General features: G+C 45.5%; 20 protein-coding genes. 17 read left to right on the top strand and 3 right to left on the bottom strand.

From position 1 onward, the window contains the following. The 4 genes from ACSZO4_RS21195 to ACSZO4_RS21180 form a co-directional block, all read left to right on the top strand. Positions 1 to 341, top strand: a 341-nt coding sequence (locus ACSZO4_RS21195) for a hypothetical protein (RefSeq protein WP_437891043.1), incomplete at its 5' end; no start/stop codon positions are given. Positions 342 to 350: 9 nt separating this feature from the next. Further along, the gene (locus ACSZO4_RS21190) at positions 351 to 611 is read left to right on the top strand and encodes a hypothetical protein (protein WP_437891042.1); all 261 of its coding nucleotides are present in this window, start codon (positions 351 to 353) and stop codon (positions 609 to 611) included. Positions 612 to 741: 130 nt separating this feature from the next. Further along, positions 742 to 1,206: an STM2901 family protein gene (locus ACSZO4_RS21185; protein ID WP_015704509.1), complete on the top strand. Its 465-nt coding sequence runs from the start codon at positions 742 to 744 to the stop codon at positions 1,204 to 1,206. Continuing rightward, positions 1,200 to 1,526, top strand: a complete 327-nt coding sequence (locus tag ACSZO4_RS21180; protein ID WP_015704508.1) for a DUF1493 family protein — start codon at positions 1,200 to 1,202, stop codon at positions 1,524 to 1,526. The genes ACSZO4_RS21185 and ACSZO4_RS21180 overlap by 7 nt, the downstream gene beginning before the upstream one ends. A 31-nt stretch (positions 1,527 to 1,557) precedes the next feature. Here ACSZO4_RS21180 and ACSZO4_RS21175 read toward each other — a convergent pair whose 3' ends face one another. Further along, a complete protein-coding gene (locus ACSZO4_RS21175; protein ID WP_147716421.1) occupies positions 1,558 to 2,118 on the bottom strand; it encodes a tyrosine-type recombinase/integrase in 561 nt (186 codons plus the stop codon). Positions 2,119 to 3,654: 1,536 nt separating this feature from the next. Between ACSZO4_RS21175 and ACSZO4_RS21170 the strand changes: the two genes are divergently transcribed. The 12 genes from ACSZO4_RS21170 (at position 3,655) to ACSZO4_RS21115 (ending at position 11,345) form a co-directional block, all read left to right on the top strand. Next, positions 3,655 to 3,987, top strand: a complete 333-nt coding sequence (locus ACSZO4_RS21170; RefSeq protein ID WP_437891041.1) for a hypothetical protein — start codon at positions 3,655 to 3,657, stop codon at positions 3,985 to 3,987. A gap of 18 nt (positions 3,988 to 4,005) precedes the next feature. Beyond that, positions 4,006 to 4,179: a hypothetical protein gene (locus tag ACSZO4_RS21165; protein ID WP_023306402.1), complete on the top strand. Its 174-nt coding sequence runs from the start codon at positions 4,006 to 4,008 to the stop codon at positions 4,177 to 4,179. Positions 4,180 to 4,236: 57 nt separating this feature from the next. Beyond that, positions 4,237 to 5,055, top strand: a complete 819-nt coding sequence (locus ACSZO4_RS21160; protein WP_437891040.1) for an ArsR family transcriptional regulator — start codon at positions 4,237 to 4,239, stop codon at positions 5,053 to 5,055. Between the two features lie 21 nt (positions 5,056 to 5,076). Then, entirely contained in the window at positions 5,077 to 5,358 is a 282-nt protein-coding gene (locus tag ACSZO4_RS21155; protein WP_109910504.1) for a hypothetical protein, read from the top strand. Positions 5,359 to 5,479: 121 nt separating this feature from the next. Continuing rightward, positions 5,480 to 5,875 (top strand): hypothetical protein, encoded by a 396-nt coding sequence (locus ACSZO4_RS21150; RefSeq protein WP_058678883.1) that lies wholly within the window; start codon positions 5,480 to 5,482, stop codon positions 5,873 to 5,875. After that, positions 5,865 to 6,203: a hypothetical protein gene (locus tag ACSZO4_RS21145; protein ID WP_437891039.1), complete on the top strand. Its 339-nt coding sequence runs from the start codon at positions 5,865 to 5,867 to the stop codon at positions 6,201 to 6,203. The genes ACSZO4_RS21150 and ACSZO4_RS21145 overlap by 11 nt, the downstream gene beginning before the upstream one ends. Positions 6,204 to 6,808: 605 nt before the next feature. Further along, a complete protein-coding gene (locus ACSZO4_RS21140) occupies positions 6,809 to 7,039 on the top strand; it encodes a hypothetical protein (RefSeq protein WP_336702055.1) in 231 nt (76 codons plus the stop codon). Positions 7,040 to 7,042: 3 nt separating this feature from the next. Further along, positions 7,043 to 7,420: a hypothetical protein gene (locus ACSZO4_RS21135; RefSeq protein ID WP_437891038.1), complete on the top strand. Its 378-nt coding sequence runs from the start codon at positions 7,043 to 7,045 to the stop codon at positions 7,418 to 7,420. A 15-nt stretch (positions 7,421 to 7,435) separates the two neighbouring features. After that, positions 7,436 to 8,473 carry a major capsid protein gene (locus tag ACSZO4_RS21130; protein WP_181240929.1) on the top strand — a complete coding sequence of 346 codons (1,038 nt, stop codon included), beginning with the start codon at positions 7,436 to 7,438 and terminating at the stop codon, positions 8,471 to 8,473. Between the two features lie 125 nt (positions 8,474 to 8,598). Next, a complete protein-coding gene (locus tag ACSZO4_RS21125; RefSeq protein WP_080818183.1) occupies positions 8,599 to 8,793 on the top strand; it encodes a hypothetical protein in 195 nt (64 codons plus the stop codon). 83 nt (positions 8,794 to 8,876) lie between these two features. Next, on the top strand, positions 8,877 to 10,667 hold the full coding sequence (locus ACSZO4_RS21120; RefSeq protein WP_437891037.1) for a hypothetical protein: 1,791 nt from the start codon (positions 8,877 to 8,879) through the stop codon (positions 10,665 to 10,667). Then, positions 10,668 to 11,345 carry a phage baseplate protein gene (locus ACSZO4_RS21115; RefSeq protein ID WP_317578437.1) on the top strand — a complete coding sequence of 226 codons (678 nt, stop codon included), beginning with the start codon at positions 10,668 to 10,670 and terminating at the stop codon, positions 11,343 to 11,345. A 19-nt stretch (positions 11,346 to 11,364) separates the two neighbouring features. Here ACSZO4_RS21115 and ACSZO4_RS21110 read toward each other — a convergent pair whose 3' ends face one another. Together ACSZO4_RS21110 and ACSZO4_RS21105 are read right to left on the bottom strand one after the other, a co-directional pair. After that, entirely contained in the window at positions 11,365 to 11,616 is a 252-nt protein-coding gene (locus ACSZO4_RS21110) for a hypothetical protein (RefSeq protein ID WP_114506843.1), read from the bottom strand. A gap of 184 nt (positions 11,617 to 11,800) precedes the next feature. Continuing rightward, the gene (locus tag ACSZO4_RS21105; protein ID WP_437891036.1) at positions 11,801 to 13,039 is read right to left on the bottom strand and encodes a tyrosine-type recombinase/integrase; all 1,239 of its coding nucleotides are present in this window, start codon (positions 13,037 to 13,039) and stop codon (positions 11,801 to 11,803) included. Positions 13,040 to 13,664: 625 nt separating this feature from the next. On the opposite strand from ACSZO4_RS21105, the gene ACSZO4_RS21100 reads away from it, so the two are divergent. Further along, on the top strand, positions 13,665 to 13,931 hold the full coding sequence (locus ACSZO4_RS21100) for a hypothetical protein (protein WP_437891035.1): 267 nt from the start codon (positions 13,665 to 13,667) through the stop codon (positions 13,929 to 13,931). Positions 13,932 to 13,988 lie beyond the last annotated feature (57 nt).

The following is a 13,988-nucleotide window of genomic DNA, read 5'->3' as shown; positions in this document are numbered from 1 at the left end:
GAAAAACGTGTGTTTTTAGTCATCCTGTTTACCTCTCTCTCAAAGAGTTTAGTCTCCAGGATTCCCGGGGCGGTTCAGACAGCGCTGATCAGGAAGACTTTAGCGACTTTCTGAGAGACAAAGGGGTATTGAAAGAAGGTGAGATTGTGAAAGGTATTTCCTTCTACTCAGCAGAGCGTTTCTTTGATGTTGAAGCATTTGTTTCAGACGATGAACATGGGTTAAGAAGGGAAAAAGTCACAATGACGCTTGAGGAGTTTTTCAAAACCTTCAAACGATTCTCAATGAAAATCTCCCGCCATGGGGAACTTGATGATCAAGAAATCGAGTTCAAAGAGTAAGGAATCATCATGAGCATTTACTTCACTGATCATGGTAGTGCCATTGAATACCAGGTAGAAGGGCGTTGGACAGTCAAGGGCGATTATTTGCAGGTCAACCATGGTCCCAACATTCCTGGCGGTTTGTACAAAATCAACGACAATAAAGTGAAATTCCCATTCGACTACAAAGAAGTTGAGGGAGTGATCGACACTGAGAAACACACTTTCACCGTGTGTGGCATCGAATACAAAATGAGAAAAATTAAAACAAATCCGTGGGATGTATAATTGAAAAGGGGGCATTACGCTCCCTCGTATTGCCTTCTTAACCCATACTGCTAACGCCATGTTTTAGGGGTGACTGTCTGTAAATCAGCCGTTATGATTGCAATACATTCAGAGTCATAAGGATTGGGACGTGGATACAGTCGAGGAACTCAACGGAACATACTTCTATGCGGGGCGTTCAAACCTCACCGCCTCCGAGCTTTTTTTCATGGTCTTCTGTGAAAATGTTGTCGATCAACTTGGTTTAGGTCTTGTTGATTTCGGTGCTGTAGTTGCCATTGTATCTGGGCGTAATACTCTCCCTACACGGGCAAAACCAAACGGCGCTGAAAAGGGAACATCCTATGCGTCTAAAGCCTCGCGAAAAGTGTTCAAAAAAGCGCAGTTCCCTTTCGGTATCAAACTTCCTTCCGTTATAGGTGGTTATCCACCTTCTACAATCAGAATCAGGGCGGTAGCTAACATTGGAACCTTTACGGGCAGGGCTATTCCTGTCGTGGGGTGGGTTATCTTAGCTTCTGATATCTCTCAAATCACTTATCGCACTATCCGAGACTACAACGCTATAGCGCGGGGTAACGATAAGTTATGGTAAACAATGTTGAGCAGCGCGTTTATGAGCTTGTACGGCCTTATGCTGGCACGTACCTATTCAAGTTCAAGAAAGTAGAGCTAACACCTGAAACGGATCTTGATACTGATTTGAGTCTTGATGAGCTTGAAGCTGGTGAATTAATGGATAAGTTTTTCGATGCGTTCAAAGTTGAACGGGGGAACTTTAAAATAGAAACTTACTATCCTGACCAGCCTGTTTCATGGAATCCATTTAAGAAAACAGAGCCTGTTCCTGTACCAGATTTCAATGTTGGTATGCTGATCGAATCTGCCAAAGCCGGAAGATGGTTGTACGAATAGGGGGCATTTTGCCCTCTTTGTTTCATATTGATCACTCCCAAATGTTTGCAAGGGCAGCGCCCACGCTCTTAACGTCAATCTTCAAATAGTTCATGGTGACTTTAGGATCTGAGTGGTTCAGCGCTTTCATTGCTAAAGCCAAATTCCCGTTAGACTTCTCCCACACCTGTGTGGCAGAAAACTTGCGAAAAGAATGGCATCCTACTGTTCCTTTGATCCCCACATTCTCCGCAGCCTGTTTGATCTCACGGTTCACCTGTTCACGGCTGACAGGGGCTTTTCCTGATGCACGATTGCTGTGTGACGTGAAAACATATTCGTCTTTCGGGAATGCCTGGCGGCGACGTTCTACAATCTCCCACACCTTCGCAGGGACTATGATTTCCTTCTTCTTGCCCGTCTTACTCTCCAGCACTTCCAGCGTATTTCCCTCCTTGAACTGGCTGAACTTCAAATTCACCGTATCCCCGACACGTAAACATAAAGAGGCCATAGTGATCGCTACATCTGCGAATAGCTGTTTGTTATGACTCTCAAGCCAGCCTATCAGCTTAAACGCCTCTGCCTGGGTGATTATCTTCGTGGTTGCCATCTACTTATCTCCGTCATTCTTGAAACTGTGAAATAAGATTATGATCATTTTCAGTAAGTTACAACCATTCAATCTCACATTTTTACGTGGGGTGGTAGAGGGCTGCGCCATTTCCAGCACTATCGAGCAGGAACAAGCACGGATACCTGTTTAAAATTCGAGCAAATATGAAGTATCCTGAGCAAAATCATGATGTTGGCAAGTCTAAACAGATATTTGAACGTTGCCAAATCCTGGCGAGGCTATGCACGGTTTATGCAGATTCATTGCATACCAGAGAGGCGAAGGGCGAAGATAAAGCGTAGCGTATCAAATAAATCAATAGGTTAGGCATTCTATCTCACATTTCTACAGAACCTTGAGGTAGAGATATTGCACCGTAGATGATAATGATTCCCATCTGAATTGATTGTACTAAGAAATGATTAGAATGCTAATGAATTGGCAGGTTTCGGCATGGAATAATCGCGATTAAAATAAATTTGATAAAATACAAAAAAGTCTTTAAGCAAATTGCACCTATCATGAAAGTGCTCATTGTGGACAATGATCGCTGTGAGTCGCATGGCGCAAGGCTTTACGCAAAGTAAGTGATAGTTTCAATTGTTACTATCTTAATTGCTATGGCAACTTTACCACTGTAACAACGGCATTCTTTACCTGCTATTTACCTGCGGATTAGACGCCTGTTTGATGGGAATTGTCTAAGATTAATCTTAGGGTTGAAGCATGGACGATTCGTAGTGAGCAGGGCGACGATATACATCAAAATGATGTGTGTCGAAACTGAGGATAAGCGGATATACATCAAAATGATGTATGGATGCATGGGATACGCATCAAATTGATGTATGGATCGGCAAACTACACATCAAATTGATGTTCTATACAAAGAGATTCTAAAAGCGATCTCTAAAAGAGAGCTTTTAGAAGATCTTGTGAAAGATTCGCTTTGCTGGCGTGTGTCGCCTGGCAAGTGACCTGATTCGCCTTTGGGTGGCTACTCGGTCAGCCGCTCACGACGCAGCGATCAGCGCATCTGTCTGTGATTGTGCCAGGGCTTCGCCCTCGTGAAACGAGGCACAGAAGCTATGCGCCGTGTGCGCAATGTCTTTCGGCATAACTTCTGTCTGTCTTCCATGCACCGCATTTCATCCATGCGAAGTTAGCCCACGGCTAAGGCTTCACTGGTCGCTGATAGCTCCAGTTCATCCAGCCTCAATCCAATACCATCACCTACTATCATGATAACTACCGCTATCCCTCTGTAGTTGTGCTATTGGTTTCGGTAAGTGCCAGAGGGCGGAAGTGATGCGAATAGAACGCCTCAGACGCGCTGTAAGCGGTTTTGAGATGGTAGGGAATGCAGATACTACTGATATCACAAAAGCTCTCAGAACGCGATACAGGAGGTTTTGTTAGTGTGATAAGGGGTTGAACAAATAGCCTGAGTGTGTTAAAATTTTAATTCACTTAATTTTTAAATTAGCTATTGACATTGAAATCATTTCATGTTATAGTAAATGATGTAGGGTGATGAAAGCATTCATCCATCCCGTTACCTTCTTAGGCACCCAGCCTAACGCAAACAATCCAAATTACACCGCACTATCAGGAAACGTAATTAACGTTCTCCCTGGATGGTGTTTTCGTTTATCTCACACAAGGAGAATCAAAATTAAGTATTTCAACCCAGAACTTGTCTTCGAGACTTTGAAAACTGGAGACAAGACCCGCAAGGCACTTAACAGCCAGCGAGCAGCAGCACAGCGTCAAGGATATTTGGAACACGCTGAAAGATTGCGTAAAGGAATCGAACTTTACGATCAATGGAAAGCTGAACAGGCTGAAACCACCGCCAACGAATAAACCAGAAGGAGAAACCATATGAGCGACATTATAAACGCAACCCCAAAGGGGAAGGCATTCACTACTCTGAAAATTGATGATTCAACGTTTCAAGCCCTTTTTAAGGCAGCGAGAGCGCAGAGAATTACCGTAAGAGAATACATTCTTTCTATTCTTGATCAACACGCGGAGAAATTAACAGAGGGCAAGTGATCCCAAACTCACCTATTAGCCGCACAAGCGGGGACGACATACAAGGAACAATTTTCTATGACCAAAATTAAGTACATCAACACCGATGTATTCAAATACGTACCGATTGAAGACGCATTTAACGAATGTACCAGGATCACCAATCTTAAAACAGGTGTTACAGAATCCCTATCTCCTGCTGATAAGCAGTTTTACGTCAGAATGCGCCATCGTTATTATCGCTTTGCGATAGAGTTGGGCGGTACTTATTACGATGACATTGATCAGCTTGGTGCAAGTATTGGTGTTAGTTCGGCAACAGCAACACGCATTGTTGCAAAGTTGAAGAAAATCGGACTGATCGCCAGTAATAAGCCAAAGCGCTCAAACCAATGGACTATAACGCCACTCACGCCGGAAAACTTCACCTTTGAACGTGATCGTAATGCGATGGAACGAGATTCCACGCCGGAATGGGTAGATTGTCTGAAACATCCCGTGTTTGGCAAAGTTAAAGAAGACGTAACTCCAGAGGTGCAATTAGAGGTGCAACGCGAAGAGGCGAAAGCCGATCCGATGTGCGAACTTGAGGAAGCACCGGAAGAAGAAGCGCCAGGGCCGGAAAAAGTGAAGCCCACGAAGAAACCAGCGGCAAGGAAAGCACCAGCCAAACAGCAAACCGTTTCCCCATTCGAGTTTAAAACGCCACGAGACGAACGTTTTGATGGGTTAGCCTTTGAAAGGTTAAACGACGCATCTGATCGCTTCTTAGTTTTCCAGGATTACGATCTGCCATACCTCATGTTATTCGAAAGTCAGGGGAAACTAACCAACCCAGCCGCAATAGAACATTTGAAAATGAAGAGGAATCTCTTCGAAACAACAGGGCGCTTGTAACCATTTTAACCAAGAGGAACAATGAACAAATTATACCTATTGAATGAATGCACAAATCATCAAATCGAATGTAACACCGTTTGCCAACGTCTTTATTATCACCTTGCATCTCTCAAACGTGAAAGCGGAGCAATAAAAGTCACCGTGAAACACATTGCTGATGGTGTCGGTATAAGTGAAAGCGGGGCGCGGTATTGGATGTTATTAATGCACGATGCAGCCGTTATTACTATGGAGCGTCACGGCAAGTATTACGACATTACCGTTAATGATGCAGTAAGTTTTATCACTACACCCCACTGATAAGCAACACTAACAAACAATCGGGAAACTTTTATGATCATCGCTATGTATTGGTTATTTGCATTTTACGCAGTATGGACATTAACGAGAAAACACGGAAGTTTCCCTCAACGAGGAATGAATGGGAAAAAGAAAACGTAACGTAGTTACAAAATTTGAACGAAACGCACAATCATTATTACGAACATCTGATTTTCAAAATCTATCTCGCCTTTCGAAGGAATACAATTCTGTTCCTGGTGAATGGCAAACTACAATAATTGAAGAGAATAGCCCTGCAATGTCTCCTGACGAGATGGGCGCATTACAGGATATTCTCAATAGCTGCCCTGGTGCATTCTGGAAACCCAGGAAGATAAAAATCTTCAATGTGGATTCTTCAAATCTCCACAAATGGCAAATTCTTAATTTCTCCTCATACGAACATTATTGCGGCTGGCTTTCGGTTAATCACCTTAACAATTTAACCCGCGACTTTGACACCCTATTTGATACCAAGGAACATTATGACTCTTAACACTATGGACACCGTGAACTCCCTAATTAACTATTTCCACGACATTTGGCATCTACCAACCCTACAGCTTGTTAATAAGGCGTGGTGTGAGAGAACGCCCTCCGCGCTCCTGGAAGCGCTGCAATACACTGAAGAGGCAATCACTGCTCTTGAACACTGGAACGCTGCTGTAGAGCTTCTGGTGCAGATGAACGGGGATACCGTCACCGTGGATCAGGCGTGGCGAATTGCCAATGATATGGAGGAGCTTGCCCTCGCTATGGAACACATCACCGTTGAACTCGGAGAGCTTGCCATCCAGATCGCGGAAGAATGCGCTATAACATAAAAGTTAATAAATCGCTTGACATATTGTGCTATTTGTGTCATAATAGAGATAAGGGTTGAGTATTCGAATCACTTCTCCCATAGATGGCTACTCCTCCCTTGTAGGGTAGCCCTCTTCTCTAAAATCATTCCTTCTGTGATTTTTGGTTGTGTCCTTTATTGCTACGTTTCGTTTGTTTCTAACAAGGGATCTCCACTGCCTTATTTATTGCCTCTTCTCAATGAATAGGGGATATCCGGTGGAGAGCACCTTCTAAGGGTAGTAATTCACAACGAGTGATTTTATAGAAGAGCAATCCTGCTCTTTACAACTGAAATCGTTATACGTCTTTATAATGCGCAGTTGTCAGACAATACAGAGAATTCAGACACTGGAACATTTTTTCTTTAGTCGAGTTGTATTGTCTCCTTATTAATTATTAAGTCGAAAGGCTTGGTAGTGATAAGAAATTCCAATAGGGAGATCATTCATCCTAAGCGTGTTTTGCAACGACACGGAATGATCCCCAGGCTGGTTTATAAGATTTCCAGCTATCCCAATAAGCCCCTTCACTGGGGTTTATTTTTATCTGCTGTAAACAAAAAAGTTATGATAAGGAAACGACAATGTTTCTAATGAACTATGACCGTGTGATAACACACAAAGGTGCATCTCTTGTTCTGTCTGAAAAGATGATGAAACAAGCGGCGAATGTATTAGGCGTAAGTGTCGAAGAAATTCGAGAGGCTACAGAAAAATTCTGGCCTACCGCCACTATCACCAAATCAAAAGAAGGTTCTCACCCATCATCAGGGCTTGAGGAACGATTAAAACAACTATTAGCTAAAGGAAAATAACCAATGCAATTTGGAACATTTCAAACTCTGAACGGGAATAACGCATTCTCCCGTTATAAAGTAGTGGCGCATGCAAGTGATGCCCTGCTACAGGATAAACTGGTCAAACTAACAGACGGTATTGCATCCGATCTGATTGTAGGCGACCTCGTGACAGCAACAGGGGCAAAAGCCGCCGCAGCAGCCGACATTGCATTTGTCATGGTAGAACCAGCATTTGCAGGTGATACGGCTATCGTAGTAGCAAACCCTGTACACGTTATTATTTCGAAACTCGGGATTGAGTTTAATAGTATGAATGAAACTGCTGTTATCGAAAAACTCGAGGATCTGGGATTCACTTTCACTGACTACGACACAGTAGCCCTACGCACAACCTAATCAAGGATAATAAGAATGGCTTATTCAGATCTATTTTCTGGCAACATGTACGATTTTGCCAGCCCGTTTACATTCTCTACTCAGCTAAACCAGATTGTAACCAATCTTGGATTATTCAAAATTGAGAACCACGATGTGAACTCAATCGCTCTTGAGAAAATCACCGATGTGAAGAATCTCGTTGCACCTGAAAAGATGCCTTACGCCCAAAGCGATTGGAACAGTGCAGAACGTCCAGAATTCAGCAATGTGCTGTATCAGCTTAAATATACTAACTCCCTGAACTCCGTCACTTCTCGCGACCTTGAGCAGTATAAAGCGCGTGGAACAGTAGACACTGCTGATCAAATCACCCTCGCTATCAACGATTTCAGCGATGCACAATACGCGCAGGTGAGTAACACCGTAGAGGTTGACCTTGTAGAGGCGCTGTTAGGGCTTCGTGTGCAGTCACAATACGCCGGACAGGGCAATTTAGATTTCCTCGCAGGTGGGAGCAAAACCACTTACACGATGGATATCAGCGCAGGTGCTAACGTGTTCCAGCAACTAAGCGAGATCGGACGCATTCAGAATGTGAAACTGGGATCAGGGCTGGCACAGGCTAAACAAGGTGCGGTGATCCTGGCCTCCGGTAAAGCAGCTGTAGCGCTACGCTATCACCCGTCCGTGAAAGACTTCATGGTGTATACGCTGCCGCTTGAGCAGGGAGACAACTTCTACACCCGCACTAAAGGTGCAAACCCTGCTTTCGAAACCTGGACGCTAAACGGCGTAACCGTGATCGATGTGACAGGCTATAGCCTAATCACTGACAAAATCGGGGTTGATGGCTTCGTTAGTTTGCCAACCATGAAACCTGAATCAAATGCCTACGTCCTGCATAGCGGTGTCGGCGTTCGCCACGCCACACAGGGCAAAGGTGCAGAGCTATATCACCAGTATGTTGTAGTTGATCAGCGTTGGGGCTTCCCTGAGATAGCGACAGAATGTAGTTATCTGCCAATTGTGAATATTCCACAAGCGATCATCTTCGGTAGCGTTTCCGAATAACGAGCGATAGACGGTAGCTCTTCCCGTCTGGGAAATAACAGAAGAGCTTTTGAATAGGGCGTGTGAACGTTGGGAACATCTCCCCAGTGTTCCCGCCCTATTTTATTTCCAACGTGAGGAAAAGTATGCAATTAATTTTAAAATCTAACAAAGGGCTGCATGTTCAATTATCGGCCTCTGATGCCGAAGGGTTATTAAATGTTGCTGCAATGTGCAGATTATTAGGTGTTGACTATAATGGCGTGAGACAACGTATTTTTCGAGGGGATACGATTGAGCAAGCTATTCACCATTATTTAGACAAACAAGGCGGTGAATAATGTCAGGTGGACTAATCGTTAATACGAGTACGATCCGTAATACCGTCGAATTCGTGGTTAACCGTAATTCAATGAAGGAAGCTATGGACGCTTTCGATCAAATTCAGAAGAAAGCCAAAGGCATTAAAGACCCTACGTTGAACATGAAGAGATTCAGCCAAGGGCTTAAATCTGCTGAGAGAGAATTAGACAAGCTGAATAAGAAAGCTTCTAAGCCACGTAATAGCGATGAACGAGAAAAGGCAAGGGCAGCTAAGGCGCAAGCCCGTGTAGAGGCTCAGGCAGTGAAAGAGGCCGCAAGAAACGCACAGCGCCGTGAACGTGCAGAGCTAAAACTCCTCGACACTGCCAGCAGCTTTAAGAGTATGCAACATCTTACCAATGTTGAGCTTACACAGGCAGCACTGGCAGCGTCACGGATCACTAAAGCATATGCAGCAGGAACTATCTCTCTACAACGCCAGAACAGCGAGATTAAGCGCCTCCAGCAGAGCTACAGACGCATTAACGCAGAGCGTAGGGCAGCAGCAAAGGCGGGAGGAGCTAACGCTCTTGCTGGCGGTGGTAAGGCTACAGGGGCTATCTCTGGCTCTCTGATGGGTTTAGGCACTGGTGCGCTGGCTGGCGCTGGTATCGGGGCGGCGGCTTACGGTGCTTATTCATGGGGGAAAGAGGCTGTTACAGCACAGGAAGAGCGTAGCGAGATTGTGCAGCGTGCCAGATTGGGCGGGGTGGATTATAACGTGTTACAGGCGCTTTCTCAGTATGCCACGGCTAACGGGATCGATAGCGGGATGGGGCTGCAAGGACAGCGTAAGCTATTGGATAACGGAAAGGACATTTCAGAAAAGCTGGCAGACAGCTACACCAACAGCACCTTTGATAAGAAGTCTGGAAAATGGAAAGGCGGGAACGCCGCAGTAGATACAGCCCTGAACATGGGATTCACTAAAGACGATCTGAAATCCTACCAATCCAATCCGTTTGGCTTCGTTTCTGCCTATACCAACACCATGCAGGGCAAAGGCTATTCACAAGAGCAAATCCTTCATAACCTGGAAGACCTTGCAGACGATTTAGGCTTGTATCACAAGGCATTTTCTAATCAAGGTAAGGCACTCACTGATCAGGTGGACGTGCTCAAGCGTAACGGTCAGTGGTTGAACCAGGAGCAGCAAGATCAGCTTGTAGCCTACCGTAAGTTTAACCAGGAACTTAGCATTCTATCCGATAGCCAGAAGCTGGCATTCTTCGAAGGGTTTATGTCAGAGATTGACCCTGAAACCATGCGAGAGTTTAAGGAAGCTATGCAGGAGGCGTTGCCTTTCTTCGAGGGGATCGGACGGGCAGCGGGTGATGTGGTGGATGGTCTGATGAAGCTAACCAACTGGATCACGGGTAGGCTCAACCTCCTGAACGGTGACAACACCACAAAAGAGGCAGTGAGCCAGCATTACGGCACAACGTCAGCACCTGTACAGGCTGGAAGTAATCCAGTGGCTAACGCCTATGGAGCCAGCCAGCCGAAAGCAGACGGCACACACCAGCCTAATGTGTTCGATACATTCCATGATTGGTGGAACGGGACAAGCGACGCTAAAGACGTGAGCAGCTACGCGCAGAGCACCAACGGAGATTACTCTCCTGTTTCAATGTTGAAACAGAGTGCAGCAGCGCCAGCTAAGCCACCCAGTGCACCGATCATGCAGCCTGTAGTGTTACAGAATCAGCTACCGGAAGGGCTTATCCATCTAACTATTTCTCCTGATCCAACGTTTGGAAACATGCTTAATGCTACGGTTGATCAGCGTATCAATGATAACAATCAGCGTATGGTGCTGGCTGTTTCATCTGGACAAGGGACGGGGGGCTAAATGGCAACACCTGGAAGTTTAACTATCGGGGGCGGCGATGCCTCCCGAATCAATTCAACTCAGAACAGTAATAACAGCAGTGCTACCCGCACTAAAGGTGAAAACGGCTTCACCATCCTTGCATCTGTATATAATTCGTCCTCAGATAGCTATATCCAGAACTATCAGGCGATAGTGTTTGATGCCGTAACAGATACGGGAATCCGTAGACAGGCTGATATTACCAGCTATCCCGTTGAGAGCGGGGCAGAGGTGAGCGATCACGTTCAGATTAAGAATAATACATTCAAGCTATCGGGGATTATTTCCGAAACTCCGGTGAGGCTGGAAAAGGATTTGTTATACAGCGCTGGTGTGAATGGCACTCGTATCAGTCAGGCTATCGAATACCTCGATAAGATGTTTGACAGTCGCCAGCCCATCACATTAGTGACAGAGCACAAAGTGTACGAGAATGTTATTCTCTCTGGAATCAGTTACGATTATAAATCTGAATACGCGATGCAATTCGATCTTGAATTTGAACAGATCAGACTTGTTAGCAAAGCTACAGTTAATGTTATCGCGACTAAAACGCAGGGAAATAAATCTGTAGGTGGGACTGTTAAACAGAAGGTAGTGAACAATGCACCTAAGAAAACCGAAGGTGATACGGTTACTACCGAGTTTAAAAAATAAGGGGCTTGCGCCCCTTTTTTCATTTACGCCCTTTGTTGGACTGAGCCAGAACAGAGGCGGCAAGTTCTTTGGTCAATTCACTTGAGCGAGGGTTGTTGAGGGCAGCAGATGCTTTATGTTCCATTGCACCGCTTGTTTGGTTTGAAGAACCCTTTTGAGATAGTGCTGAACCAGCAAGACTCTTTTGGATTCCAGATGCGTTAGGGTTGTTCAAGGTTTGTGCTGCCACTGATGCGACTTTGCTTGATGTTTGCTTTGGATTATTAGCCATTATCAACACCTATTCATGAAGTGAATTATTGCACATGTTGTATTAAATACATCAATAAACACAACATGTAGTGTTATGGTAATCCTCACCGCTTCGCTTTGCAACGATGAAAACTCAGTTCACTGGTTAAATTCACAGTTGGTAATTCGTGCGGTATATTATGCTGTTCATTCGGGTATTTACGTTATGAACAGAGGATAACACTGGTTTTGTTGGTCGGTATTTGTTCATAATCCACCATCTCAACATACCCCGCTAATTCTTCCATGCTCGCCCCCTGGGAATAGGTGCGGAACGCTTCTGTTTTGGCTTTTTGCTCTGTGTGTCCGGTGATAGCCCCTATGCGTTGTTCGGGGCATCCGGTACGGTCCAGGCAGGTAATAAACATTCCTCTAAGGCTATGATAACATTGGCGATCTGTAGCAGTGGGCAATATACGACGGCGTAGCCTGGTGAACGCTTGAGAGTAGAATGGGCCTTTCTTACCGTCAGCGCGGTTAATCTTGTTGGCCTGTGGGAATAGGTATTCTCCATAGCCGTGGCTTAGGTATTCATCGACAATCGTAGATAGTCGGGAGTGAATAGGGACGTAACGTACCCCCGCCTTGGTCTTTGATTTCGAAATGTAGAAACAGCGCACACCCTCCACCATCTGGATCTCCGACTTCTTGAGGCTTGCCAGTTCATCAAGGCGGCATCCTGAAAACAGTCCCATGATTATGATGTTCCTGATCTCCGGCTCTGCTGCATCCAGTAGCTTTTGCATCTGGTCAGGCTCAAACGGCTGATAACTCTCTATCGTGCGACGTGCTTCGAGGTTATGACCGTGAAAAGGGTTGCGGTCTGGTATGCCATCGTAGCGGCGCTTTGCAAACTCGTAGAGACTCCCTAAACACGTTAGCCAGTTTTGACGAGATTGATCGGCGGCTCCTTTCTCCTTTTGCGTATCGAGGAACTCAGTCACCAGGCGGCGACCTATCCTTTCTAAGGCAATGTCCGGTTGATTGGCGCTCTCAAGAAATAGCTCAACGGCTCGCGCCGATTTGCTCAAGGTGGAATAAGAGCGGCGGTCTTTATAGCTTTCGGCGTATTCGTCCCGCAAGAGGCACAGAGTGGGAATAGAACAGGATCGCGCTACAGGTTGAGGGCGGCTCTTGTTCTTTTTCCCTTCCGTGTGCAAGGCGGCTATTGACTGCTGCAACCACTGATCGGGGTTGCTTGGATTGTACTTCCGCTTTAACTCTTCCCATTCTAACAGCAGGTGGTTTCTGAACCGTCGAGCCTCATTAAGATCGCGGGTTGAGGTGGTCTTTCGCCACATTCGACACGGATATAAAAATCTGAGGTACTTCGGTACGAAGATCTGAAACATCCAGATTCCGTCTTTTCGCTTGTATAAGTACGCCTGGCCCTTGATCGACACGATAATGATCCTCTATTATCACGTAATCAGTTACCTATGCTGATCGCAATATCGTTATCTGTCAGTAGGTTACAGAAGTGGAATGGATTTTTGTTCGATTCCCTTCACCCGCTCCAGATTACTGATAAATAAGCTCATTGTTATTTATCAGCTAGTTACTTTACCCCGCTAATGCAGGTACAGCCGTAACTACACATTGCACAATCGCCGCGCCTGTCGCGTGGTTAGTGTGTGGTAGTCGGGAGCATATCACCGCGCTGGCAGTGGTTTCAACGTTCTTACTGCGACAGCCCAACAACGAACAAAAGCCGCCTATCCGGCATAATCCCGAAGACTTTTAGTGAAGCGCATTTTAGCCCGATGCCCCCGTTCTGTCGCCGTCGCGAGACGCCGCAGGGATAAACAGGTTTATGGTGGTCACGGTACTTGCAGACCATATGCAAGCTCTGCCAGCGGTTCGGCCTCGCTCCCTTTGGGTACATGGTCATCCTGATAAGCCTCACTAACTGACATAACCCTGATGAAGTCGCCAGAGGCTCCGCTTGTTGCCTTACCACCAATGGGGCTTATGGTTTGCAATGGCTAAATGTATGGAATCATGTATGTGATAGCTTTGGTACACTGCATGAAAACGGGTACTGCTGGATGGGACACGATGCGCACACAGGAAGGGCTTAAAGCCATTTACGAAGCCAGATGCTCAAGGTACGAGAAGCACCTGCACGCTGGTATGGATACCACCTCAATCATACTGAAAGGGCATCTTTTCGTTGAGGAATTACTTTTTGATATTCTGAAATTGCATTGCCGGGATAGCGGCCTGATTGAAAATATTAAGCTCGGTTTTAGCCATAAGCTAAACCTAGTGCATGCTATGGAAGGTGCGATTTAATCGGTGGGGTTCAGTGGAGTCCTTATCTGTATTAGCCTTACCTTAGCTGAGCTGTAT

It is taken from the genome of Phytobacter sp. V91, assembly GCF_965644225.1.
Classification (GTDB): domain Bacteria; phylum Pseudomonadota; class Gammaproteobacteria; order Enterobacterales; family Enterobacteriaceae; genus CBFFRJ01.
The sequence above is the reverse complement of the archived record's forward strand: the minus strand, read 5'-3'. Positions and strand labels throughout refer to the sequence as shown.